This window comes from Azospirillum argentinense (assembly GCF_000632475.1).
Lineage (GTDB): Bacteria > Pseudomonadota > Alphaproteobacteria > Azospirillales > Azospirillaceae > Azospirillum > Azospirillum baldaniorum.
The window spans coordinates 1,055,969-1,081,099 of record NZ_CP007793.1; the positions used below are offsets into that span (position 1 = coordinate 1,055,969).

The following is a 25,131-nucleotide window of genomic DNA, read 5'->3' on the forward strand; positions in this document are numbered from 1 at the left end:
AGCCGGGTAAACGTCCAGGGAGTGAGGCCATGGGAATTGTCCGGCGCACCGGTTTCGCGAGGGTGGCGGCTGTCGCGGCGCTCCTGCTTCTCGGAGCCTGCGTGACCTCGGGCGAACAGGCAACCGTGGTCCAGAAGCCGAAGACCCCGCCCGTGCGCACGGTGTCCAACTTCAGCGAGGCGCTGCGCTGCATGGACACGCTGATGTGGAACCATGGCAAGCGCGACATCTTCATCACCTCCAACGGCATTCCCGACGCCACGGGCCGGGTGGCCGGCGGCACCAAGGAGATGCTGATCACCGCCGTGTCGCGCATGTCGGAGCGGTCGAACGCCTTCCGCTTCGTCGATTTCGAACCGACGCTGGACGACGTGAACGCGCTCTACTGGATGATCGGGGTGCAGCCCAACTTCCGTGCGCCGTCCTACTACGTGCGCGGCGCCATCACCCAACTCGACGACAATGTGGTGAGCGAGGCGGCCAGCGCCGGCATCTCGCTGCCGACCTTCGACCTGGGCATCTCCGCCGATCAGGTGATGTCGGTGATCTCGGTCGACCTGAACATCGGGGAACTGGCGACGCGCCAGATCATCCCCGGCCTGTCGGCCAGCAACTCGCTCGCCATCATCTCGTCGGGCAAGGGGGCGGACGCCGGGGCGGTGATCGGCAAGGCCGGCCTGTCCTTCAACGTCTCGCTCAACAAGTCCGAGGGGCTGCATCAGGCGGTGCGCACGTTGATCGAACTCAGCACGATCGAGGTGCTGGGCAAGATGACCCGCACCCCCTACTGGCAGTGTCTCGGCATCGACCAGACCAACCCGGCCTTCGCGGGGCAGGCGCGCGACTGGTTCGACAGCATGGCACCGTCACAGCGCGTCGCCTACGTCCAGCGCGTCCTGCTGGCCGAGGGCTATTACGACGGATCGGACAGCGGCCAGCTCGACGAGCGCACCCGCGACGCGATTTCCCGCTATCAGGCGGACAACGACCTGATCGCCACGGGGCGCATCGACTTCGACCTCTACCAGCGCATGCTCGCCCAGCCCAGCGGGCAAAAGGGGCCGGGGGCGCCGCGCCTGCAATCGGTGTCGAACGCGGGCGGGGAGGGGTTGCCGCGCGCCACTCCGGCGCCGGCCGGAGCGGCGCCCGATCTGGTCCTCAGTTCTGACCGCGGGCCGCAGCCGCGCTACCGCGCCGGGGAGGCGCTGGTGGTCAAGGTGCAGCCGACGGCCAACGGCTTCGTCTACTGCTACTACCAGGACGCCGCAGGGTCGGTGGCCCGCATCTTCCCCAACCGCTTCCAGCCCGACAGCTTCGTCCAGGCCAACCAGCAGGTGGAAGTCCCGCCGGGAGCGCAGAAGCCCTTCAACCTGCGCATGGACCGCCCCGGCGCCTCCGAGACCATCGCCTGCATCGTCTCCCCCGACGAACTCGGGACGCGCATCGCCGACCGCTACAAGACCGAGGACCTTCAACCCATCCCCGGCGCAACGCTGGCCGACGTGGTGGGCGCTTATGGCAGCATCCAGGGGACCAACGTGCGCAGCCGGCAGATGGCCGTGCAGGTTCTGCCCGCCGTGTCGGCTCAACGATAGGGTCGGGGCAGCGGTAAGAGCGGGGAGTTGTGGGCCGGCTCACAGCGCGGGGGCGGGGGATGAGGGTAGAGAAGGGGGCAGCAGAACACCACGCCAGATCATGGCGCCGAATCATGGGAGACCAGCGATGCCGCGACCGACCTCCAAGATCATCGCCCGACGGCTGAACGGCGTGGCGCTTCCCGCTCTGGCCCTGCCGATGATCGCCCTGGCCTGCATGGCCGTCCCGGCGCGGGCACAGACCGTCGAGGGCTCCGGTGGCAATCGGGTCATGATGTTCGAGCGCCCGCCGACCGTGGACGAGCTGCGCGAGGCGGTGAAGCCCGGCCCGGCGCCGACGGACGGCAGCGAACAGCCGAAGATTCGCACCCGCAGCATCGAGATCATCGGCGGCGGCATGAACAGCGCCAACCGCCCGCGTCCGACCGACAGCGTGAACTACGGCGCGCCCGCTCAACAGCAGGCGACCCCGCAGCCGGGCTACAGCCAGCCGAGCTACAGTCAACCGACCGCACCCGTGGCGCAGCCGGAGCCGGCGCCTCAGCCCAAGCCCAAGCGCGCGCCCGTGCAGGAGGCCGCGGCCCCGCCCGTCGCCCCGCCGCCGGCCGCGCCGCGCCGCTCCAACGGCGTGCAGCCGGCCACCCTCTCCGCGCCGGAAACCCCGGCGGAGACCCGCCCGACCAACGGCTTCGGCTTCCGCATCAACTTCGCCTTCAACTCCGCCGATGTCCCGAAGGAGTTCTATTCCTACGTCGATGCGGTCGGTGGGCTGATGTCGCAGGACCCGCAGCTCCGCCTCGTCATCGAAGGGCACACCGACGCCGTGGGAAGCGAGCAATACAACCTCGCCCTCTCCGAGCGCCGGGCCGTGTCGGTGGGCGAGTATCTGGTCCGCGTCCACCACATCGAGCCGCAGCGCATCGCCATCGCCGGCCTGGGCAAGAGCCAGCCGCTGACCCCCGACCCGACCGACAGCCGCAACCGGCGCGTCGAGTTCCGGCCCATCCAGTGATCGAGAGGGAAGGGGGACGCGCGCCATGGTCCGAAAACTCCTTCTCCTGGTGGCGATCGCGGCGCTCCCCCTCGTCGGGGGCGCCGCCGACGCGACGGTGGTCCGCAAGAAGAGCAGCGACCCGGGCGTGCAGCCCGGTGGTATCGACGTCGGAGTTCCCAAGGGCCGCGTGCGCATCCAGTGCTGGCAGGACGGCGAGAAGATCATCGACGAGACGGATTTGAACGTGTTGTCGCTCAGCGTCGCCAGCCAGTTGAATTCGTTGCGTTTCCGCCGGGCGGGCGAGCCGGAGAACAGCCTCGCCATCGTGACGCGGAACCGGACGTCGTGTCTGTTGAGCCCGAAGGAATGAGTTGAGTGCCTTCCGCCCCCCTCCCTCGACCCCTCCCCCGTCCTTCGGCGAGGGAGGGAATCGTTGTTGCTGACACGAAAAATCCCTCCCTTGCGAAGCGGGGGAGGGAGGGGACCCACGAAGTGGGGAGGGTGGGGGCAATGCCCCCATCACCTCCGCTCTCAATGCACGCTGACCAGCTCCATCCCATGCTCCTGAAGCGTCGCCCCCGCCGACGCGCGGTCGGTGTCCAGCCACAGGCAGGTGCCGTTCGCGGCGTACACGGCGTAGGCGTGCAGTCCGTCGATCTCCACCGACCGCAGATAGGCGACCTCCAGGATTCCATGACGGGCGAAGCGGTCGTCGAAGCCCTCGGTGGCGTCGGCTTTGGTGCGGCGGTTGGTCATGGTTGGTCTCCTCGGGCGCTGGAGCGGACCAACGGGGCGCCGGTCCTGCCCGGCACTCTAGGGGGCTGGACCGGGCCGCGCTGTGGAGCCCGCCACACTCAGTACGTCGGAGGGGGCCAACTCCTGCGCAACTTTGTGCCGCGCCTCACAGCGGCCGCCGTCTTCCGCCGTCTAGCCTCGACGGGCCGGCAAATTGGCCGGCGCGCATCATTTCGGAGGTCCGACCATGCCCGTCCGTTCACGGCGTCCGCCCTTCTTTGGGCCGGGTCCGCAGCCCCGTCCTTCCCCCTTCGCCGCCTGGACAGGCGTCCGGGAAACGCCAATGATTCCGCGATCCCCGCCGGTGGAGGCCAGCATGGCGCACAGGACCCTGAGCGGACTCGTGGCGGCGGCCCTGACACTGGCCGCCGTCGGAGCGGTCGGCGTCACCGCCGGCCGCGCGGCGGCGGAGCAGGCGGTGGTCGTCGCCTCCACCGCCCCCGGCTACGCCCAGGGGCAACTGGTCCCCGACGGCGCGGCGGTCACCGTGCCGGACGGCGCCAACGCCATGTTCCTGTTCGCCAACGGACGCATGCTGCGGATCAAGGGGCCGTTTGACGGGTCGCTCGACCGCATGCCCGATGCTTCGGGTTGGGGCGGAGTCGGCAGCCTCGTCGGTGGGGAGCGCTTCTTCCAAACCGACCTGGGTGCTGCCCGCGCGGTCGGAACCCCGATGCAGAAGGGGGAGGAGCAGGTCTTCACCCTCGACCCCGGCCGCCCCGGAACCCAATGCGTGAAGTCCGGCGGCACGGTGCTGCTGCGCAAGCCCGCCGACCCGGCGCTGATCCCGGCCACCCTGCGCGCGGAAAACCGCGGCGCCACCGCCACGCTGCGCTGGGACAAGGGAGCGACGATGCCCTGGCCGCGCGAGCTTCCAATGACGGACGGAACCGCCGTCTCCGTTGCCGGGCCAGATGGGCGGGTGCGCCACAGCGTGACGCTGCGCGTGGTCAGTGCCGAGGTGCAGGGTGCTGAGCTGGCTGTCCGGCTGGCTGGTGCCGGCTGCGCCACCCAGGCAGCGGCTCTGCTCGACCCGGTGCGGGACAGCGTGGCGCCGCTGAATCTCTATCTCGCCACCGACCGCGGCCTCTACCCGACCTACCGGTCCGGGGAGGCGGTGACGCTGGTGCTCCAGACGAACCGGGACGCGCATCTCTACTGCTATCTGCGCAACACGCGCGGCCAGCTGACGCCGATCTACCCGCCGGGGCCGTCGGCCAGTTCGCTGGTGGAGGGGCACCACACATTGACGCTGGCCGGCGACCGCATGCCGGTGCCGCTGCGCGCGGCGGAGCGGTCGGGGAGCCTGTCCGCCGACCAGGAGGTGCGCTGCTTCGCCGCCGGGCGCGATCTCGGCGCCGACCTGCCGGGGCGGCAGGACGCCTTCCGGCCCCTGTCCGACGAGGCGGCGGCCCGGCTGGAGCGGACGCTCGCCTCGCTGAAGCAGACCGAACTGGTGATGGCGCAGGTGATCCTGCGCGTGGAGTGAGGGCGCCGCCGTTGGGGACATCGGGGGGCAGGCCAAGCTGGGCAAAAGCCCCGTGGCTCGCCAAAGGACTGGCCAGAGGGCTGGTGGGCTTGGCCGCGGTGGTCGGCGTGTCGGCGGCGGCGCTGGGGCTGACCCGGCTGGTGCCTCCCCTGCGCTCCGCCGACGAGAGCTTCCGCGACCTCGCCATCGCCTACTTCACGCCGCCCGCGCCGCAGCATCCCGGCATCGTGCTGGTCACGCTGGGGGAGGACCTGTTCGCCACGCTGGCCTGCCGGTCACCGGTGGACCGCGGTTTCCTCGCCGATCTGGTGGGGACGCTGGAGGCGGCGGGGGTGCGGGCGATCGGGCTGGACATCCTGTTCGACCAGCCGACCCTGCCGGCGCTCGACGAGCGGCTGCGCCAGCGCATGCAACGCGCCACGGTGCCGGTGGTCGCCATCACCGCGCTCGGCGACACGCCGCTGACCGAGGAGCAGCGGCGCTACCTCGGGCGCTTCCTCGACGGCATCCCGCACGGCCACGCCAACCTCGCCAAGGACCGGCTCGACGGCACGGTGCGCTGGCACGTGCCGCGCGGGCCGGACGGGCTGCCCAGCTTCCCGGCGCGGATGGCCCAGCTTGCCGGAGGGGCGGCCGGGGGGGAGGTCCCGGCGGAGCCCTTCCGCATCGACTGGCACGCCCGCCCGTCGCCGGACGCGCCGCCCTTCCCGACCTATCCGGCGGACATGGTGGGAATGCTGCCGCGCGGCTGGCTGGCCGGGCGGATCGCCGTGGTCGGCACCGTCCTGGTCGGGGTGGACCAGCACCGCACGCCGCTGTCGGTCGCCGGCCTGTCCACGCCGGGGGTGGAGATCCAGGCCCACGCGCTGGCCCAGATCCTCGACGGGCGGACCAGCCGCGACCTGTCCGATGGCTGGATGGTCGCGCTGGTGCTGGCGTTGAGCGCCGCGGGGGTGGCGCTGGCGGCAGCGGGCTGGCCGGTGTGGCTGCTGGTGCCGGCGAGCCTGCTCGGGCTGCTGGCCCTATGGGCGGCGGCGCTGGCGCTGTTCGCCCAGGGCGGGCCGCTGGTGGCGATGATGGCGCCCTCGGCGGCGTGGCTGGGCGGCATCGCGGTGATGACGGCGCATCTGTCGCTGAAGGAGCGCGCCGACCGCCGCAGCCTGATGCAGCTGTTTGCCAACCACGTCTCCCAGCCCGTCGCCGACGAGATCTGGCGGGAGCGCGCGACCTTCCTGGCCGGCGGGCGCCCCCGCCCGCAGGAGCTGACCGCCACCGTCTTCTTCTCCGACATCGAGGGCTTCACCACGGTCTGCGAGGCGCTGGAGCCGGAGCCGCTGATCCTCTGGCTGGAGGGCTATCTCGACGCCATGGTGCGGGTGGTGGCGGCGCATGACGGGATCGTTCTGCGCTTCATCGGCGACGCCATCCTGGCGGTCTTCGGCGCTCCCGTCGCCCGCACCACCCAGGCCGAGATTGACGCTGACGCCGAACGCGCCGTGCGCTGCGCCGTCCAGATGGGGCGGGAGCTTCGGGAGTTGAACAAGCGCTGGCAGGCGGAGGGGCTGCCGGCCATCGGCATCCGCGTCGGCATCCACACCGGTCCGCTGGTGGCGGGCAGCCTGGGCGGCTTGCGGCACATGGAGTATTCGCTGCTCGGCGACACCGCCAACACGGCGGCCCGGCTGGAGGCGTTGGGCAAGACGGTGGACATGCGCTCCTCCCCCCATTGCCGGATCGTCATCGGGGAGCCGACCTGGACGGCGGTGCAGGGCACGGTGGCCGGACTGCCGGTGGGCGAGATGGCACTGAAGGGCAAGCGCAAGGCGGTCCGCGCCTGGCTGGTCCTCGACCGGGAGGGGGAGGAGGCGCGGCCCGCGGCGGAGGCCGGGGAGTGAGCGGGCCTTCTCCGTATTCGGGATTAGGCTGAATGAACGCTTGGTGCGCAGGAATCGAAATATTAACATCGGCTAATTGGCAATTTTATGCCGACAGGTGCCGGGTATGGGGTGCGCAACCGCCTTCCCACCATGGAGCCGGCCGATGTTCGACGGACCCTCGACGCAGCATCGTTTGGGCAGGGACCTCTGGTCGCTCGGCCTCGTCCTGCTGTTGCTTGGCCTCTTTGGGTGGGCGCCGGGCGCGGCCGCCCAATCCGCTCCCCCTCAATCTGCAGCCCAGGCCTCCCAGTCCCCGGAGAAGCGCATCGCGCTGGTCGTCGGCATCGGCAAGTACGAGTTCGCCCCCGAACTCCAGAACCCGGTGAACGACGCCAAGGCCATCGCCGAGGCCCTGCGCAAGCTGCAGTTCGACGTGGACGAGAAGTTCGACATGGACAACCGCGGCTTCGAGCGGGCTCTGCGCGATTTCGGCATCCGCGCCTCGCAGGCCGACGTGGCGGTGATCTTCTACGCCGGGCACGGCATCCAAGTGGGCGGCAACAACTACATCGTCCCGGCGGACGCCAAGCTGGAGCGTGAGCGCGACCTCGTCTACGAGGCGATGCCGCTGAACCTGATGCTGGGCGAGCTGTCGCAGGCGCGCAAGCTGGGCATCCTGATGCTCGACTCCTGCCGCAACAACCCCTTCGTCGACCGGCTGAAGCAGGCCGGGCAGAACCGCATCCAGGTCAATTACGGCTTCGCCCGCGTCGACGACACGCCCAGCGACACGCTGGTCGCCATGGCGACCCGCGCCGACCAACTGGCCGAGGACGGGCAGAGCGACCACAGCCCCTACACAGACGCGCTGCTCCAGCACCTCCAGACGCCGGGGCTGGAGCTGAGCCTGTTCTTCCGCAACGTGCGCGACACCGTGCGGCAGGCGACCAACGGGCGGCAGGAGCCCTACATTTTCGGCTCGCTGGGGGCGGCGCCCTTCTACTTCAACCCGCGCCCGCCGAACCGCCCGCCGGTGCTCGGCGAAATCCGCCCGCTGGAGCTGTCCGACCGCGCCGACGCCGAGCCGCTGCGCATCGGGCGCCCGACCGATCCCGACGACGACCAGCTCTTCGCCCAGATATCCGGCCTGCCGCGCGGCGGCAGCGTGCGCATCGGCGACCGCACCGTGCTGATCGGCGACTATCTGACCGTGGAGCAACTCGCCGCCACCAGCTTCAAGCCGGACGCGACGATGGTGGGGGACGCCGGGCGGTTTGACTTCGCGATCATGGACGGGCGGGGTGGCGTGGTGCGGGGCGGGGTGGCGATCGCCATCAAGCCCAGCAACCGCCCGCCGATCGTCGCCGGGGCGCGCACTGTCCGTGCCCTGCCGAATCTCCTGACCATCGAGGCGCCGGTGGACCCCGACGGCGACCCGCTGACCGTCACCGTTACCGCCGTGCCCGACCGCGGCAAGGTGCGGGACGGCGCCACCCTGATCCGCCCCGGCGACCGCCTGCCGGCCGAGGGGTTGACGCGGCTGACCTTCGACCCGGAGCAGGAGCGGGCAGGGGCCGCCGGCGCCTTCACCTATCAGGTGGAGGACGGCAAGGGCGGCAAGGCCATCGGCACGGTGACGCTGGAGATCGCTCCGCCGGGTACCGCTCCGGCCGCGCCGGCGCTTGAGGAATCGCTGTGGCAGATGGTCAAGGGCAGCCGCGAGCCCGCCGACTTCGAAGCCTTCCTGCGGCTGTTCGGCAGTGGCGCCTACGCCAAGCCGGCGCGTGAGAAGCTGGGCGCGCTCACCCCCGCCGCCAAGCCGCCGGAGGTCGCGTCGGCGCCTCAAGCGCCGCCGCCGAAATCGGTGCCTTCTCCGGTCCCGGCCCCAACCCCGGCCCCAGTCGTCGAGGCGGCGGCACCGCCCCCGCCGGCACCACCGCAGCCGGCGCCAGTGTCAGCGCCCGAGCAGGTGGCGGCAGCACCCCTGGCCACCAACGGCAACAGCGCGGTGCGCAACCACAGCAAGTCGGCTAGCTTCCAGGATTGCCCGGACTGTCCGGTGATGGTGCGCATCGCGCCCGGCAGCTTCTCCATGGGCAGCGACCAGAGCGACCGCTCCGAACGTCCGGTGCACAGGGTGACCATCGCCAAACCCTTCGCGCTCGGTGCCTACGAGGTGACGGTGGCCGAGTGGCGCGCCTGCGTGGAGGGTGGCGGCTGCACCGGCGGCATGCCGCGCATGACCAAGCCCACCGACAGCACCCCGATCCACAACATCTCCTGGCTGGAGGCCCAAGCCTACGCGAAGTGGCTGAGTCAGAAGACCGGCCAGCGCTACCGCCTGCCGTCTGAAGCGGAATGGGAATACGCGGCGCGCGGCGGTACGACGGGCCGCTATTGGTGGGACGGGCAGACCGGCACGCTCGCCAACTGCAAGGACTGCGGCGGCGCGCAGGAGCGGCTCACCCCGGCCTCGGTTGGCAGCTACAAGCCGAATCCCTTCGGCCTGCACGACATGAACGGCGGCGTGGCGGAGTGGGTTGCCGACTGCTGGCACGCCGACTATGCGGGCGCGCCGACGGACGGCAGCGCCTGGACCTCCACCAACTGTCGTGAGCGCGTGTTGCGCGGCGGGTCGTGGCGGGGCGGCTTGGCTGACATCACCGACACGGCGCGGCTGTTCTACGATCCCGACGTGCGGTATCTGAACAACGGGATGAGGGTGCTGCGGGAGTTAAATTGAGGGGGAGTGGTTGCGTCGGGCCCCCTCCCTAACCTCTCCCTCTCCGAGGTGGAGGGGACGGATGACGCTTCGCAGAAGGCACCCTCTCCCGCAAAGCGGGGGAGGGGTGGGGTGGGGGCCCGACGCGACACCCTACCCATTCGCCTCGGCAATCTCCTCCAGCGCGTCGCGGTCGAGCAGGGTGATCCGCCCGGATTCCACAGCGATCACGCCGTTGCGCTGCCATTCGCCGAGCAGCTTGTTGATGCTCTCCCGCGAGACGCCCACCAGACAGCCGAGCTGCTGCTGCGACAGCTTGATGTCCAGCTTCAGCCCGCCCGGCGCCGGTTTGCCGAACACGTCGGCCAGCCGCATCAGCGCGCGGGCGAAGCGCGACGATGCCTCCAGGAACAGCGTGTCCTCCAGATGCTCGCTGGTCTGGCGCAGGCGCTTGCACAGCACCGTGATGAGCTGGAGCGCCACCGCCGGGCGCTCGTTGAGCAGCGGCACGAACTTCGAGCGGTCGAGCACCAGCAGGTCGGTCTCCTCAAGCGCCACGGCGTCGGCGGTCCGCGGCTCGCCGTCGAGCAGGGCGATCTCGCCGAACAGGCCGCCCTTGTTGATGATGTTCAGCACCAGCTCCTTGCCGTCGGTGGAGTGGGAGCAGATCTTCACCCGCCCGCGGATGACCGCCATCATGCTGTCGCCGGGGTCGCCCTTCTGGAAAATGACCGCACCGGGCCGGAAATAGGCCAGCCGGGCGCTGGCGGCGAGGCGTTGCAGTTCCGGCTTCTCCAGATGCTTCAGCAGGAAATGCCCGGACAGCACCAGTTCCTTGTCGAACGCGATCCGCACCGTCGTCATGGTCGCCCCCATACGGCTCGATGCCGGACAGTGTAGCGGGCGGACGGCCTGCAACCGCGGCGCCAGAGGCGGTAACGCGCTCGCCCGTCCCTGCCACGTTCTTGCGGGCATAGGGGAAGGGACCGACCAAAGGTGAAACTTGTTCTGCCCAATGGTTCGTGACTACCATCGTCGGCAAGGCGCCCGGTATGAGGCGCCGGCCCTGACTCAGGGACCGCAGAACAGGGAAGGAGACGAGCGTGGACGCCACCACTCCGTCCGTAGACCTATCCAGGCGCACGGCCAACCATGTGCCGCTGACGCCGCTGGACTTCCTGCGCCGCTCCGCGATGGTCTATCCGGACAAGACCGCCGTGGTTTACGGCCCGTTGCGGCGGAGCTGGGCTGAGGTCGAACGCCGCGCCCGCGTGCTGGCCTCCGCAGTGAGCCGGGCCGGCGTCCGGCCGGGGGAGGTGGTGTCGGTCCTGGCCTTCAACACCCCGGCGATGCTGGAGGCGCATTTCGGCATTCCCGGCGCCGGGGCGGTGCTGAACGCCATCAACACGCGGCTCGACCCGCCCGCCGTCGCCTTCATCCTGGAGCACGCCGAGAGCCGCCTGTTCCTGGTCGACCGTGGCCTGTCCGCGGTGGCCCGCGCCGCGCTGGAGCACATGGCGGCCCCGCCGCGGGTGGTGTGGATCGACGACCCGGCGGCGCAGGACGCCGACCCGGTGGGCGATCTGGAGTATGAGGATTTCCTCAAGACCGGCGACCCCGAGACGCTCTGGCGCACGCCGGAGGACGAGTGGGAGTCCATCGCGCTCAACTACACCTCCGGTACCACCGGGAATCCTAAGGGCGTTCTGTATCATCACCGCGGCGCCCATCTGAACGCGCTCGGCAACGTCATCACCTTCGGGCTGCGGCCTGACAGCGTCTATCTGTGGACGTTGCCCATGTTCCACTGCAACGGCTGGACCTACCCCTGGGCGGTGACGGCGGTCGGGGCGACCCATGTCTGCCTGCGCGCCGTCGACCCGGCGGCGATCTTCCGCCTGATCGCCGAGGAGAAGGTCACCCATCTCTGCGGCGCGCCGGTCGTGCTGACTATGCTGATCCACGCGCCGGACGCGGTGAAGCGCGGCTTCGACCACGACCCGGTGCAGGTGGCGACCGGCGGTGCGGCGCCGCCCAGCGCGGTGATCGCGGGGATGGAGCGGATGGGCTTCCGTCTGACCCACCTCTACGGCATGACGGAATGCTATGGCCCCTCCACCGGCTGCGCGTGGCAGGGGAGCTGGGCGGAGCTGCCGTTGGAAGAACGGGCGGTGAAGATGGCTCGCCAGGGCGTGCCCAACGTCACCATGTCCGAGCAGACCGTGCTCGACCCCGACACCGGCCGCGAGGTGCCCGCCGACGGCGAGACGCTGGGCGAGTTGGCGCTGCGCGGCAACACGGTGATGAAGGGCTATCTGAAGAACCCCACGGCGACCGACGAGGCGCTGCGCGACGGCTGGCTTCACACCGGCGACCTCGCCGTCCTCCACCCCGACCGCTACGTCGAGATCAAGGACCGCGCCAAGGACATCATCATCTCCGGCGGCGAGAACATCGCCTCGCTGGAGGTCGAGGAGGTCCTCTACAAGCACCCCCACGTCATGGAGGCCGCCGTCGTCGCCCGTCCCGATGCGAAATGGGGCGAGACTCCCTGCGCCTTCGTCACGCTGAAGCCAGGATCGGAAGGGCAGGTGAGCGAGGCCGAGGTGATCGGCTGGTGCCGCGACCATCTCGCCCATTTCAAAACGCCCCGGACGGTGGTGTTCGGAGCCTTGCCGAAGACCTCGACCGGGAAGATTCAGAAGTTCGTGCTGCGCGAGCAGGCGAGGGGGTTGTGAGGGAGTGGTCGCATCGGAGCCCCCCTCCCAACCTCCCCCCGCTGCGCAGGGGGAGGAGTCAGTTCCCTCCCCTGCGCAGCGGGGGAGGGTTAGGGAGGGGGCCCGACGCATGAACCCCACCTTCACAAACTCAGGATCCCCATGACCCTCTCCCTCACCAACCGCACCGCCCTGGTCACCGGGGCCTCCGCCGGTCTGGGCCGTCACTTCGCCGGTGTGCTCGCCGCGGCGGGCGCCCGCGTCGCTCTGGCCGCGCGGCGGCGCGAGAGCCTGGACGCCGCCGTCGCCGAGATCGAAGCGGCGGGCGGGCAGGCCATCGCCGTGCCGCTGGACGTCACCGACGCCGCCTCCGTCCGCGCCGGTGTCCGCGAGGCGGCGGGTGCGCTCGGCGGGCTGGACATCCTCGTCAACAACGCCGGGGCCACCGTCGCCAAGCCCGCGCTGGATTACGCGGAGGAGGAGTGGGACCGCGTCATCGACACCAACCTGAAGGGCGCCTTTCTCACCGCGCAGGAGACGGCGCGCGTGATGAGGGAGCAGGGGCGGGGCGGGTCGATCGTCAACATCGCCTCCATCCTCGGGCTGCGGGTGGCCGGCCATGTCGTGGCCTACACGGCGTCGAAGGCCGGGCTGGTGCAGATGACCCAGGCGCTGGCCCTGGAGTGGGCGCGTTACGGCATCCGCGTCAACGCGCTGGCCCCCGGTTACATGGAAACCGACCTGAACCGAGACTTCCTGGCGACCGACTCCGGGCAGGCGCTGATCCGGCGGGTGCCGCAGCGGCGGCTGGGGCGGCTGGCGGACCTCGACGGGCCGCTGCTGCTGCTCTGCTCCGACGCGTCGGCCTACATGACCGGGGCGGTCGTGCCGGTGGACGGCGGGCACTTGGTCAGCACCTTGTAATCAAGAAAAAACCACGGAGAGGACCCGAACCGATGGATTTCAGCCTGCCCCCGCCGATCGAGGAGTTCCGCCGCCGCGTGCGCGCCTTCGTGGAGGAGCGCATCCTGCCGCTGGAAGCGGACCCGGCCTCCTACGACGCGCACGAGAACATCGCGCCCGCCCTGCTGGAGCGCCTGCGCGGGGAGGTGAAGGCCGCCGGGCTGTGGGCGCCGCAGATGCCGGTGGAGCGCGGCGGGCAGGGGCTGGGAATCGTCGGCATGGCCGCCGCCTACGAGGAGATGAACCGGTCCATCTTCGGGCCGGTCTGCTTCAACTGCGCCGCCCCCGACGATGGCAACATGCAGCTTCTCAACAAGGTGGCGACCGAGGCGCAGAAGGAGCGCTGGCTCCAGCCCATCGTCGACGGCAAGGTGTGCTCCGCCTTCGCGATGACCGAGCCGCATCCCGGCGGCGGTTCCGACCCCTCGATGATGAAGACCCGGGCGGAGCGCAAGGGCGACCGCTGGGTGATCTCCGGCCACAAATGGTTCATCACCGGGGCGGGCGAGGCGCAGCATTTCATCCTGATCGCCCGCACCTCCGACGACGCGCGCAAGGGGCTGACCGCCTTCCTGTTCGACAAGGACCAGCCCGGATGGGAGATCGTCCGCCGCATCCCGATCATGGGGCCGGAGGAGCATGGCGGCCATTGCGAGCTGCGTTTCGACGGGCTGGAAGTTTCCGACGAGAACGTCCTGATGAACATCGGCGACGGGCTCAAGGCGACGCAGATCCGCCTCGGCCCGGCGCGGCTGACCCATTGCATGCGCTGGACCGGCCTGTCGAAGCGGGCCATGGAGATCGCCGCCGCCTATGTGCGCGAGCGCGAGAGCTTCGGCACCACGCTCGCCGGGCACGAGGGCGTGCAGTGGATGATGGGCGACGTCGCCATGCAGATCGAGATCGGGCGGCTGCTGGTCATGAAGGCGGCGTGGCAGCTCGACCGCGGCGATTTCGCCCGCAAGGAGGTGTCGATGGCCAAGGTCCATGTCGCCGACACGCTGCACAAGGCGGTGGACACGGCCATCCAGCTCTGCGGGGCCAGGGGCTATTCGAAGGACACGGCGCTGGAGTGGATGTACCGCTACGCCCGGCAGGCCCGGCTGGTGGACGGGGCGTCGGAGGTCCACAAGATGGTCCTGGCGCGATTCTACATGGACGAGGGCGACGGCTTCTGGGCCTGGGGGTGATGGGATGGGCGCACTGATCGACGGGGAAAGCCGGCCGCGGCTGGAATCGTGGCTGGCCGGGGCGACCGGCGCGACGCGCGTGTCGGTGGCTGACGAAGGCACGCTCGGCGGGGGAGCCATCTCGCTCAACCTCGCGGTGACTCTGGACATCGATGGCGGGCCGCAGGCCGGGCGGCACGCCTGCGTTCTGCGCGCCCAGCCCGGCGGCGCGGCGGCGTCCGGCATGAAGGCCAGCATTTCCAAGGCGCAGGAGTTCGCTGTGCTGCGCGCCGCCTTCGGCGCCGGGGTGGCGGCGCCCGAACCCATCGCCGCTTGCGGCGACCCGGCGGTTCTCGGTGCCGATTTCTACATCATGCGCCGCGCCGAGGGCATCGGGGCCGGGCACAAGGTGGTGAAGGCCGACCAGCCGCAGCGCGGCCTCGCCCGCGAGCTTGGCCGGCAATTGGGCCGCCTGCACAAGGCCGGGCCGGACACGCCGGGGCTGGAGGATCTGCCGGTGCCGGCCGCATCGCCGGCGCTCGACTGCGTCCACGCCTACCGCGACTGGCTGGGCGATCTGGCGCTGCGCGACGCCGTGCTGGCCTGGGGCCTGCGCTGGCTGGAAATCCACGCGCCGCCGCCGGGCGATCTGGTGCTGTGCCACCGCGACTACCGCACTGGGAACTATCTGGTGAAGGACGGCGGCCTGACCGCCATCCTGGATTGGGAGTTCGCGGGATTCAGCGACCCCATGGAGGATCTTGGCTGGTTCTGCGCCCGCTCCTGGCGGTTCGGGCGTAACGACCGCGAGGCAGGCGGGCTGGCCGGTCGGGAGGACTTCTACGCCGGTTACGAGGAGACGTCGGGCCGCCGGGTGGACCCGCAGGCGGTCGCCTATTGGGAAACCGCCGCCTACATGCGCTGGGCGGCCATCGCGGTTCTCCAGGGGCGCCGCCACACCTCCGGCGAGGAGCCGTCGCTGGAGCTGGCTTTGACCGGGCGGATGCTGCCGGAGATCGAGTTGGACTTGCTGCGCCACCTCCATGGGCTGGGGCTGACGGCGTCCGCCCCGGCGGCGGTGGGTGCCGAACCGTCCGGCGATGCCGACGAAGAGAGGGTTGCCTGATGCGCACCAGCCCCGACGCCCAGGAATTGCTGAGCATCGTCGCGGAGACGTTCCGCACCGACCTGCTTCCCCACATCCCGCCGGCTCAGCGCTACACGGCGCTGATGATCGCCAACGCGCTCGGCATCGTGCAGCGCGAGCTGGCCGGCGCGGACGAGGCCGGTCACGCCATGCTGGCGGCGCTGGCCCTGCTCTACGGCGAGGACGCCGACGACAGCCTGTCCGGGGCCGACCTGCGCCGGCGGGTGGAGGCCCTGCAGCACCGGCTGTGCATCGAGATCGCCGCGGGCGACTTCGACCACGACGGGCAGGACGTGCTGATGGAGTGCCTGGAGGAGATCGTCCAGGCCCGGCTGGGCATCGCCAACCCAAAGCTGTTGCAAGGGTAGGGGCGGAGCTGGGTTTTTTCCCTTCTCGACGCCCTCTGTTGCCATTACCATTTCACAGGCGGAATGCCCTGGATGAAAGCCCATCGTCATGCCCATCGATTTCAGCCACTTGTCCCCCCAGGAACGCCTGGACCTGATCGGAGAGCTTTGGGAATCGCTGGATGAAGGCGATGTGCCGGTCTCGGAGGGGGTGCGGGCCGAACTCGACCGCCGGAACGCTGACTTTCAGGAAGGCCGGGTCAAGGCCGTATCCTGGACTGAACTCCGCGGCGTCCTGCGTCCGGGGAGAGCGTGAGCCGTCCCGTTTACTTTCTTCCTGAAGCAGCGGAGGAGTTGGCCGAGGCGCAGGCATGGTACGATGCGCGCTCCGCAGGTTTGGGCGACCGCTTTTTCGATGCCATTGATGCGCTGTCGTGGCGGATCGGAGACGCCCCACACCGCTTTCCGCATGTGCATGGCAACATTCAACGGGCGTGGCTTGGGCGTTTTCCCTATGCCCTGTTCTTCCGTGACGAGGCCGACGGCGTGTATGTCATCGCTTGCATTCATACCAGCCGCCATCCGGAACGATGGCGCCGCCGGACCTGACGGCGCCATCGCTTGTTACTCCGCGATCGGCTCGTAGAATTCCGGGCCGAAGTCGGCGGCTTGGCGGCTGGTCACGTTGAACGGCTTCTTCAGGCCGCCGCGGAAATACCGCTTCACCAGATCCTGCCACGTCTCCACCGGGTCCACGCCGCGCTTGGCGCAGAGATGGCCGAACCAGCGGCGTCCGGCGGCGACGTGGGTGATCTCCTCGTCGTGGATGACCTGGAGCAGGGCGGCGCTCTCCGCGTCCCCGAACTCGCGCAGGCGGCGGACGGTTTCCGGAGTGACGTCGAGCCCGCGCGCCTCCAGAACCATGGGCACCACGGCCAGCCGGGCGGCGAGGTCGTGGGCGGTGGTGGTCGCCGCCTGCCACAGCCCGTCATGGGCCGGCAACTCGCCATAGCCGGAGCCGAGCTGGTTCAGCCGCTCCTCCAGCATCTGGAAATGCCGGGCCTCGTCGTCGGCGACCTGCACCCAGTCGTCGGTGAAGCCCTTGGGCATCCCCTCGCCGACGAAGCGGCACACGATGTCCCAGGCGAGGTCGATGGCGTTCAGCTCGATGTGGGCCAGCGCGTGGAGCAGGGCGAGGCGGTTCTGCGCGCTGCCGCCGCGCCCGCGCTTGGGCATGTCGCGGGGCAGCATCAGCGGCGGACGCTCCGGACGGGCGGGGCGCTCCGGCGGGACCAGCGCGCCGAACTCAGCAATGAGGCCATCGCGCCACGCCGCGGCGTAATTCCGCGTCAGGCGCACCTTCTCCAGCGGCGCCGCGGTGGTCAGAACCGCGATGGCCGCGTCACACAGAGTCGTCACCATCCATACGCAACGAAATGGGGGTTCACGATGTCGGCCTTGCCATAGAGGAAGGGCGAGCCGTCGGGCTGCTCCACCCGCCCGCCGGCGGCGGCGAGGATGGCGTGGCCGGCGGCGGTGTCCCATTCGCTGGTCGGGCCGAAGCGGGGGTAGAGGTCGGCCTTGCCGGACGCCACCGTGCAGAATTTCAGCGAGCTGCCGCAGGTCACCCGGTTCTTCACCGTGTAGCCGGCGAGGAAGCCGTCCAGTTCGCTGCCGCTGCCGTGGGAGCGGCTGGCGACCACGGTCAGGCCGTCGGGCGGCGGCTTGCGCACCTGGATGGGGTAGTCGTGGCGGCCTTCCACCCAATGAACGGCGGTGCCCGCTCCGCAGGCGGCGTAGAGGTCGCCGGTGGCCGGCGCGTAGACGACGCCCAGGACCGGACGCCCGCCGTCGATCAGGGCGATGTTGACGGTGAACTCGTCGTTGCGGCTGATGAACTCCTTGGTGCCGTCCAGCGGGTCGACCAGCCAGAACCGCCCGCCGGAAATGTCCGGCCGGTGCCCGGCGGCCACGGCCTCCTCCGCGACAACCGGAATGCCGGGGGCGATGTGGTGCAGGGCCGGGGTTATGACGTGCTCGGCGGCCAGATCGGCCTGGGTGACCGGACTGCCGTCGACCTTTGTGGCGGCGTCGATGCCGTCGTTGTAGAAGCGCAGGATCACCTGACCCGCTTCGTGGGCGATGGTCCGCACCTTGGGCAGCAGGCTCGCCGCGGCGGTGTCGGTCATGGGTGGTCCTCCGGTCGGCTGGTGTGCGAACGGTCACCATAGCGCGCCCGGATGGTGGGCTGGAAGGCTGGAAAGGGCGGGGAGGACAGGAGAATGCGGATGAATGCGGGCTGGCGGGCGATGGAATCGGCGGACCTGGACCGTGTGATGGCCATCGCCGAGGTCGTGCACCCCGATTACCCGGAGGAACGTGCCGTGTTCGCCGAGCGGCTGGCCCTCTACCCCGACGGCTGCGCCATGGCGGAAGTCTCCGGGGCGGACGCGGACGGACCCTGCATCGGCTATATCGTGATGCATCCGGGCCGGCTGGGTGTTCCGCCGCCGCTCGACTCGCCGCTCGGCGCGCTGCCGGAAATGCCGGACTGCCTCTATCTGCACGACGTCGCCCTGCTGCCCGCGGCGCGGGGTCTGGGGTTGGGCGTGGCGGCGCTGGAGCGCATGAACGCGCTGGCGGCGCGGCAGGGGTTTCGCTGGCTGGCCCTGACCTCGACCCCCGGCGCGCGGGCCTTTTGGGACGCGCAAGGATTCCGGCCCCATGACGGCGGGGCCGGGCTGGCGGCCAAGCTCGCCTCCTACGGCGGCGGCATGACCTACATGACGAAGCCGGTGAAAGGCTGATCCGACGCCTTTGTGATAATTTGCCGAAGATTGCATCCATCGCGCCAGGCGGAGACACGATTTGCGGCAAGTTGTCCGACCCCGGCGGGCGGTTCGGGGTGCTATCTTGCGGCGTCCCCCACACCTTCAGCACAGCCGTTCGCCGGCAGGCCCTCCCATGCAGCCATCCGCCCGCTTCCCGTGGAAGTCCGAATACACGGTCGGAAACGAGTCCATCGACGAGCAGCACCGGACCCTTCTGGAACTGGCCGGGCTGTTGCACATGGCGGTCGCGGCGGGGCAGGGCTACAAGATCATCCAGAACGCCTTCGCCGCCCTGGTGAAGTACACGGAGGAGCATTTCTCCGACGAGGAACAGTTCTGGATCGACGCCAAGAGCGCCGGCGTCGAGAAGCACAAGCGGCTGCACCGGCAGATCACCGAAGAACTGCTGGCCCTGCGGTTCGAGGGGCCGTACGGCGTCGTCTTCTGCACGCCCAACGAACTGACCAACTGGGTCGAGCACCGCCTGATCGCCCACTTCATCGAAGAGGATCAGGGCGTCTACCGCAGCCTTATTCCTGGCGCCAAGCGGAAGCGGGCCTCCGCCTGAGTTCGGCACCGCCTCCAATGGTGGTCCGCCATCGCAGGTTTCGCGTCCAACGTTGCCTTTGCCGTGGAACGGACCCAACTCTAACTGGTTTATGATGTGGCGCGGCTGCCGGATGGGCGCGGGATTCCCCGCCCGTGCGGCGGCCCCGCTCCACCAGACCAGCGGAGCGACGGGGCGGTATGAAGAACTCGGACAATGGCCGGATCGATCGGAACGACACGCTCTGGTACAAGGACGCGGTCATCTATCAGCTTCACGTCAAGGCGTTCTTCGACGCCGACAATGACGGCATCGGCGACATCGCCGGCCTGACGCAGAAGCTCGACTACATCCAGGAGCTTGGCGTCACCACGCTGTGGCTGCTGCCCTTCTACCCCTCGCCGCTGCGCGACGACGGCTACGACATCGCCGACTACAAGGCGGTCAACCCGTCCTACGGCAATCTCCAGGACTTCAAGCGGTTCCTGCGCGAGTGCCACGACCGCGGCCTGCGTGTCATCACGGAACTGGTCATCAACCACACCTCCGACCAGCACCCGTGGTTCCAGCGCGCCCGTCAGGCCAAGCCGGGTTCCAACCACCGCAATTTCTACGTCTGGTCCGACACCGACCAGAAGTACCAGGGCACCCGCATCATCTTCTGCGACACGGAAAAGTCCAACTGGACCTGGGATTCCGAGGCGCAGGCCTATTTCTGGCACCGCTTCTATTCGCACCAGCCCGACCTGAACTTCGACAACCCGAAGGTTCTTCAGGAGGTGCTGAACGTCATGCGCTTCTGGCTGGACATGGGGGTGGACGGGCTGCGGCTCGACGCCGTGCCCTACCTGAAGGAGCGCGAGGGCACCAACAACGAGAACCTGCCGGAAACCCACGACGTCCTGAAGGCGATCCGCACCGAGATCGACAAGGGCTACGGCGACCGCATGCTGCTGGCCGAAGCGAACCAGTGGCCGGAGGACGTGCTCCCCTATTTCGGCGACCTGGAGAAGGGCGGGGACGAATGCCACATGGCCTTCCACTTCCCGCTGATGCCGCGTATCTACATGGCCGTCGCCATGGAGGACCGGCACCCCATCGCCGACATCATGCGCCAGACTCCGGACATCCCGGACGAATGTCAGTGGGCCATCTTCCTGCGCAACCATGACGAGCTGACGCTGGAGATGGTGACCGACCGGGAGCGCGATTATCTCTGGGACTTCTACGCCGCCGACCGGCGCATGCGGATCAACCTGGGCATCCGGCGGCGCCTCGCCCCGCTGCTCCAGAACGACCGCCGCAAGATCGAGCTGTTGAAGAGCCTGCTGCTGTCCATGCCGGGCACGCCGGTGCTCTATTACGGCGACGAGATCGGCATGGGTGACAACATCTATCTCGGCGACCGCGACGGCGTGCGCACGCCGATGCAGTGGTCGCCCGACCGCAACGGCGGCTTCTCCCGCGCCGACCCGGCTCGGCTGTATCTGCCGGCGATCCAGGACCCGATCTACGGCTTCCAGGCCATCAACGTGGAGGCGCAGCAGCGCAGCCCGTCGTCTCTGCTGAACTGGATGAAGCGGCTGATCGCGGTGCGCCAGCAGCACAAGGCCTTCGGGCGCGGCCGTTTCCAACTCCTCTATCCGGGCAACCGCAAGGTCCTGGCCTATCTGCGCTGCCATTCGACGGAGGAGGGCGACGAGGTCATCCTCTGCGTGGCCAACCTGTCCCGCTCCGCCCAGGCGGTCGAACTGGACCTGAAGCAGTTCCGCGGGCGCGTGCCGGTGGAGATGCTGGGCCGGACGGTCTTCCCGCCGGTCGGCGATTTGCCCTACTTGCTGACCATCCCTGCTTACGGCTTCTACTGGTTCGCGCTGGCCGCCGAGGCGGCTCTGCCCTCCTGGCACGAGACGATGCCGGAGCCGGTGCCCGACCTGCTGACCATTGTCGTGCGCGACGGCTGGCACAGCCTGATCAGCGGCCGCGCCGGCGAGGAACTGGCACGCGACATCCTGCAGGCCTACCTGCCGCAGCAGCGCTGGTTCGCCGCCAAGGACCGCCGGATCGAGAGCGCGCACATCCCGATGTTCGCGCGGCTCAACGGGCCGGGCGACGGCTTCATGATGGTGCGGGCCGACGTCTCCCTGACCGGAGCCAAGCCGCAGTCCTACTTCCTGCCGCTCGCCATGAGCTGGGAGGAGAACGCCGGCAACACCGGCTGGCCGCTGCTGCCCTTCACGCTGGCCAAGGCCCGGCGCGGTCCGCGGACCGGCGCCATCTACGACGCCATGCAGGCCGACGCCTTCACCCGCAGCCTGCTGACCGCCCTGCGCGAGGGGCGGGAGGTTCCGGCGTCGAGCGGGCACCTGCGCTTCTCGCCCACGGCCTGCATGGCCGACCTGTCGGTGGACGACGACACCGAAATCCGCCGCCTCGGCGTGGAGCAGAGCAACAGCTCCATCCTCGTCGGCAGCCAGGCCGTGCTGAAGGCGTTCCGCCGCCTGACCCCCGGCGCCCATCCGGAACTGGAGGTCGGGCGCTTTCTGACCGAGGTGGCGGGCTTCCAGAACACGCCGCCGCTGCTCGGTTCCGTCGAGCATGTGGCGGAGGACGGCACGCCGACCGCGCTGTTCGTTCTCCAGGGCTATGTCCGCAACCAGGGCGACGGCTGGAGCAGCACCGTCGATTCGCTGGTGCGCGATCTTGACGACATCCGTCTCGGCCTGTCCCACGACCCGGAGGAGCCCACTGAGGGCGAACCCTTCGGCATGCACGCCGCCATGATGGCGACACTCGGCCAGCGCACCGCGGAACTCCATTGCGCGCTGGCGAAGCGGACCGGCGATCCGGCCTTCGATCCGGAGCCGGTCACCGCCGACGACCTGAAGGGCTGGGGCGAGGCCGCCCGCCGTCAGGCCGAGGCCGCCTTCGCCGCGCTGCCCGGCGCCTTGGACCGTCTGGCCCCCGCCGTGCGCGAGCAGGCGGAATCGCTGCTGGCCCGCCGCACTGACGTGATGAACCGGCTGGCCGAGCTGGCGGACACGCCACCGCAGGGCGACAAGACGCGCATCCACGGCGACTATCACCTGGGGCAGGTGCTGCGTGCCCAGAACGACTGGTACATCATCGACTTCGAGGGCGAGCCGGCGAAGTCCCTGGAGGAGCGCCGGGCCAAGCACAGCCCGCTGCGGGACGTGGCGGGGATGCTGCGCTCCTTCAACTACGCCACCTGGGCAGCGCTGTTCCGGATCGACGAGACGGGCGTGCTGGAGGAGGCCGGTGCCGTGATGGAGGCGGCGCTTGATTGGGAACGGCGCAGCATGCAGAGCTTCCTGGAGGCCTACCGCGCCGCCATGGGGGCCTGCCCGGACGTGCCGGACGGAACCGCCGGTGACCGCCGTCTCCTCGCGCTTTTCCTGATGGAGAAGGCGTTGTACGAGATCGCCTACGAGGCCGCCAACCGGCCCAACTGGATCGGCATTCCGGTGAAGGGCGTGCTGGGGCTTCTGGACGGCGAGTCCTGAGGCAAAACCCGAAACGGGACATAGGACGCCGCGGGCGTGGTGTGACAAACGCCCCGGCGCTATGTTCACACCCCAAGAACGAGCAAGGGTAGGGGAAGGTCAGCTGATGCCGAACGACATCCGAACGGGAAACCGTGCCAAGGCGCAGGAAGCGTCGCCGAAGGCCGCGTCGCCGTTGAGCGGCGGCATCGAGGCCATCGTCCACGCCAACCACGGTGATCCCTTCGCGATCCTGGGCATGCACCAGACCGGCAAGGATCAGCCCGTCGAGGTCCGCGCCTTCATCCCCGGCGCGGAAAAGCTGTGGGTGATCGACAGCGCGTCGGGCGACCCGGTGGGCGAGGCGGACAAGGTCCATGGCGAGGGCTTCTTCGTCGCCGTCCTGACCGACCGCAAGGAGCCCTTCCGCTACCGCCTGCGCGTCCAGTTCCCCCTGGCGACGGTGGAGTTCGAGGACGCCTACCGCTTCTGGTCCGTCCTGGGCGAGTTGGACATCCATCTGCTGGCCGAGGGCACGCACCTCAAGAGCTTCGAGCGGCTGGGCGCCCACCCGCGGGAGATCGACGGCGTGGCCGGCGTGGCCTTCGCCGTCTGGGCGCCCAACGCCCGTCGGGTCAGCGTCGTCGGCGATTTCTGCGACTGGGACGGACGGCGCCTGCCCATGCGCAAGCGGACGGAAGCCGGTGTGTGGGAGATTTTCGTGCCCCACGCCACCGTCGGCCAGCGCTACAAGTTCGAGATCAAGGGGGCGGGCGGCGACCTGCTGCCGCTGAAGTCCGACCCCTACGCCTTCCAGGCGGAGTTCCGCCCCCAGACCGCCTCCGTCGTGCACGGCCTGCCGTCCTACGACTGGCAGGACGCCGAGTGGCAGCGGACCCGCTCCGCCAGCGCCGACCTGACCGCTCCGATCTCCATCTACGAGGTCCATCTCGGCTCCTGGGCGCGGGTGCCGGAGGAGGGCGACCGCTTCCTCACCTACCGCGAACTGGCCGACCGGCTGGTGCCCTACGTGAAGGATCTCGGCTTCACCCACATCGAGTTGCTGCCGATCACCGAGCATCCCTTCGACGGCTCCTGGGGCTACCAGCCGATCGGCATGTACGCGCCGACCAGCCGCCACGGCACGCCGGAGGACTTCAAGTATTTCGTGGACGCCTGCCACGCGGCGGGGATCGGGCTGCTGCTCGACTGGGTGCCCGGCCACTTCCCGACCGACCCGCACGGGCTGGGCTGGTTCGACGGCACGCACCTCTACGAGCACGCCGACCCGCGCCAGGGCTATCACCAGGACTGGAACACGCTGATCTACAATTTCGGCCGGACGGAGGTGCAGAACTTCCTGCTCGGCAACGCGCTGTTCTGGCTGGAGCATTACCGGCTGGACGGGCTGCGGGTCGATGCCGTGGCCTCCATGCTCTACCTCGACTACAGCCGCAAGGCCGGCGAGTGGGTTCCCAACCGCTTCGGCGGGCGCGAGAACCTGGAATCCATCGCCTTCCTCAAGCGGATGAACGAACTGACCTACGGCCACAACCAGGGCATCATGACGGTGGCCGAGGAATCCACGGCGTGGCCGGCGGTGTCGCGACCCGTCTATCTCGGGGGCTTGGGCTTCGGCTACAAGTGGAACATGGGCTGGATGCACGACACGCTGGAGTATATGGCGAAGGACCCCATCCACCGCCGCTACCACCACCACCAGCTCACCTTCGGCCTGATCTACCAGTTCTCGGAAAACTTCGTCCTGCCGCTCAGCCACGACGAGGTGGTGCACGGCAAGGGCTCGCTGATCAACAAGATGCCGGGCGACGACTGGCAGAAGTTCGCCAACCTGCGCGCCTATTACGGCTTCATGTTCGCCCATCCCGGCAAGAAGCTGCTGTTCATGGGCGGCGAGTTCGGCCAGTGGCGCGAGTGGAGCGAGGCGCACAGCCTGGACTGGCATCTGCTGGAGGAGCCGCTGCACCAGGGGCTGCACGCGCTGGTGCGCGACCTGAACGGCATGTACCGCGGGCTGAAGCCGCTGCACCAGACCGACTGCGACCCGGCGGGCTTCGAATGGATCGAGGCAAACGACAGCGACAACTCCGTCCTCGCCTTCCTGCGCAAGAGCGGGGAGGACCCGGAGCACCATGTGGTCGTGGTCTGCAACTTCACCCCGATGCCGCGCGACGGCTACCGCGTTGGCGTCACCCTGCCGGGTCGCTACGAGGAGGTGCTGAACACCGACGCCCCGGAGTATGGCGGCAGCGGCGTCGGCAACGCCGGCGGCGTGGAGAGCGAGGAGACGGAGTGGCATGGCCGTCCGCACTCCATCACCCTGACCCTGCCGCCGCTGGGCACGCTGGTGCTGGAGCGGAAGGCGGGGTAGGGGGCCGTCTCTTCCCAATGGGCACCCTTGACGGGCGGTGCGT

The 25,131-nt window shown here is 69.5% G+C and carries 21 protein-coding genes; 17 read left to right on the plus strand and 4 right to left on the minus strand.

The annotated features are described in order from the left end of the window. Positions 1–29 precede the first annotated feature (29 nt). From ABAZ39_RS05000 to ABAZ39_RS05010, 3 genes are all read left to right on the plus strand, one after another. The gene (locus ABAZ39_RS05000) at positions 30–1,595 is read left to right on the plus strand and encodes a DUF4384 domain-containing protein (RefSeq protein WP_038527344.1); all 1,566 of its coding nucleotides are present in this window, start codon (positions 30–32) and stop codon (positions 1,593–1,595) included. Between the two features lie 127 nt (positions 1,596–1,722). After that, the gene (locus tag ABAZ39_RS32835) at positions 1,723–2,607 is read left to right on the plus strand and encodes an OmpA family protein (RefSeq protein ID WP_051657804.1); all 885 of its coding nucleotides are present in this window, start codon (positions 1,723–1,725) and stop codon (positions 2,605–2,607) included. A 25-nt stretch (positions 2,608–2,632) separates the two neighbouring features. Then, positions 2,633–2,959 carry a hypothetical protein gene (locus tag ABAZ39_RS05010; RefSeq protein WP_038527347.1) on the plus strand — a complete coding sequence of 109 codons (327 nt, stop codon included), beginning with the start codon at positions 2,633–2,635 and terminating at the stop codon, positions 2,957–2,959. A gap of 161 nt (positions 2,960–3,120) precedes the next feature. On the opposite strand, the gene ABAZ39_RS05015 is transcribed toward ABAZ39_RS05010, so the two are convergent. Beyond that, a complete protein-coding gene (locus ABAZ39_RS05015; RefSeq protein ID WP_038527350.1) occupies positions 3,121–3,345 on the minus strand; it encodes a DUF1150 family protein in 225 nt (74 codons plus the stop codon). Between the two features lie 355 nt (positions 3,346–3,700). Here ABAZ39_RS05015 and ABAZ39_RS05020 point away from each other — a divergent pair, with 355 nt between their 5' ends. The 3 genes from ABAZ39_RS05020 to ABAZ39_RS32840 all read left to right on the plus strand — a co-directional run bounded on the left by ABAZ39_RS05020 (position 3,701) and on the right by ABAZ39_RS32840 (position 9,493). Continuing rightward, entirely contained in the window at positions 3,701–4,873 is a 1,173-nt protein-coding gene (locus ABAZ39_RS05020; RefSeq protein WP_144243460.1) for a DUF4384 domain-containing protein, read from the plus strand. A gap of 83 nt (positions 4,874–4,956) precedes the next feature. Next, the gene (locus ABAZ39_RS05025) at positions 4,957–6,768 is read left to right on the plus strand and encodes an adenylate/guanylate cyclase domain-containing protein (RefSeq protein ID WP_038527355.1); all 1,812 of its coding nucleotides are present in this window, start codon (positions 4,957–4,959) and stop codon (positions 6,766–6,768) included. 145 nt (positions 6,769–6,913) lie between these two features. Beyond that, a complete protein-coding gene (locus ABAZ39_RS32840; protein ID WP_051657805.1) occupies positions 6,914–9,493 on the plus strand; it encodes an SUMF1/EgtB/PvdO family nonheme iron enzyme in 2,580 nt (859 codons plus the stop codon). Between the two features lie 132 nt (positions 9,494–9,625). Here ABAZ39_RS32840 and ABAZ39_RS05035 read toward each other — a convergent pair whose 3' ends face one another. Next, a complete protein-coding gene (locus ABAZ39_RS05035; RefSeq protein ID WP_014240588.1) occupies positions 9,626–10,336 on the minus strand; it encodes a Crp/Fnr family transcriptional regulator in 711 nt (236 codons plus the stop codon). Positions 10,337–10,575: 239 nt separating this feature from the next. Between ABAZ39_RS05035 and ABAZ39_RS05040 the strand changes: the two genes are divergently transcribed. From ABAZ39_RS05040 to ABAZ39_RS35415, 7 genes are all read left to right on the plus strand, one after another. Next, complete coding sequence (locus tag ABAZ39_RS05040; protein WP_038527358.1) at positions 10,576–12,210, plus strand: acyl-CoA synthetase; 1,635 nt, start codon at positions 10,576–10,578, stop codon at positions 12,208–12,210. A gap of 141 nt (positions 12,211–12,351) precedes the next feature. Next, positions 12,352–13,113, plus strand: coding sequence for an SDR family NAD(P)-dependent oxidoreductase (locus tag ABAZ39_RS05045; protein ID WP_038527361.1), 762 nt, complete (start codon positions 12,352–12,354; stop codon positions 13,111–13,113). Between the two features lie 32 nt (positions 13,114–13,145). Next, positions 13,146–14,342 (plus strand): acyl-CoA dehydrogenase family protein, encoded by a 1,197-nt coding sequence (locus ABAZ39_RS05050; RefSeq protein WP_038527363.1) that lies wholly within the window; start codon positions 13,146–13,148, stop codon positions 14,340–14,342. A 4-nt stretch (positions 14,343–14,346) separates the two neighbouring features. Continuing rightward, entirely contained in the window at positions 14,347–15,447 is a 1,101-nt protein-coding gene (locus ABAZ39_RS05055) for a phosphotransferase family protein (RefSeq protein ID WP_051657807.1), read from the plus strand. After that, a complete protein-coding gene (locus tag ABAZ39_RS05060; protein WP_038527366.1) occupies positions 15,447–15,836 on the plus strand; it encodes a DUF6285 domain-containing protein in 390 nt (129 codons plus the stop codon). Before ABAZ39_RS05055 ends, ABAZ39_RS05060 begins: the two co-directional genes overlap by 1 nt. Positions 15,837–15,924: 88 nt before the next feature. Next, positions 15,925–16,131, plus strand: coding sequence for an addiction module protein (locus tag ABAZ39_RS05065; RefSeq protein WP_038527370.1), 207 nt, complete (start codon positions 15,925–15,927; stop codon positions 16,129–16,131). Further along, positions 16,128–16,424 (plus strand): type II toxin-antitoxin system RelE/ParE family toxin, encoded by a 297-nt coding sequence (locus ABAZ39_RS35415; protein ID WP_144243462.1) that lies wholly within the window; start codon positions 16,128–16,130, stop codon positions 16,422–16,424. The genes ABAZ39_RS05065 and ABAZ39_RS35415 overlap by 4 nt, the downstream gene beginning before the upstream one ends. Before the next feature lie 15 nt (positions 16,425–16,439). Here the strand turns inward: ABAZ39_RS35415 and ABAZ39_RS05070 are convergent, their stop codons facing one another. Further along, positions 16,440–17,237 (minus strand): ferritin-like domain-containing protein, encoded by a 798-nt coding sequence (locus tag ABAZ39_RS05070; RefSeq protein ID WP_038527374.1) that lies wholly within the window; start codon positions 17,235–17,237, stop codon positions 16,440–16,442. After that, positions 17,231–18,004: a 3'(2'),5'-bisphosphate nucleotidase CysQ gene (gene cysQ / locus ABAZ39_RS05075; protein ID WP_038527377.1), complete on the minus strand. Its 774-nt coding sequence runs from the start codon at positions 18,002–18,004 to the stop codon at positions 17,231–17,233. Before cysQ ends, ABAZ39_RS05070 begins: the two co-directional genes overlap by 7 nt. A gap of 93 nt (positions 18,005–18,097) precedes the next feature. On the opposite strand from cysQ, the gene ABAZ39_RS05080 reads away from it, so the two are divergent. The 4 genes from ABAZ39_RS05080 (at position 18,098) to glgB (ending at position 25,088) form a co-directional block, all read left to right on the plus strand. After that, the gene (locus tag ABAZ39_RS05080; protein ID WP_038527379.1) at positions 18,098–18,622 is read left to right on the plus strand and encodes a GNAT family N-acetyltransferase; all 525 of its coding nucleotides are present in this window, start codon (positions 18,098–18,100) and stop codon (positions 18,620–18,622) included. Positions 18,623–18,779: 157 nt separating this feature from the next. After that, the gene (locus ABAZ39_RS32845) at positions 18,780–19,214 is read left to right on the plus strand and encodes a bacteriohemerythrin (RefSeq protein ID WP_051657809.1); all 435 of its coding nucleotides are present in this window, start codon (positions 18,780–18,782) and stop codon (positions 19,212–19,214) included. Positions 19,215–19,393: 179 nt separating this feature from the next. Next, positions 19,394–22,717: a maltose alpha-D-glucosyltransferase gene (treS, locus tag ABAZ39_RS05090; RefSeq protein ID WP_038527382.1), complete on the plus strand. Its 3,324-nt coding sequence runs from the start codon at positions 19,394–19,396 to the stop codon at positions 22,715–22,717. Between the two features lie 106 nt (positions 22,718–22,823). Beyond that, a complete protein-coding gene (glgB, locus tag ABAZ39_RS05095; RefSeq protein ID WP_038527385.1) occupies positions 22,824–25,088 on the plus strand; it encodes a 1,4-alpha-glucan branching protein GlgB in 2,265 nt (754 codons plus the stop codon). The last annotated feature ends 43 nt before the right edge of the window (positions 25,089–25,131 follow it).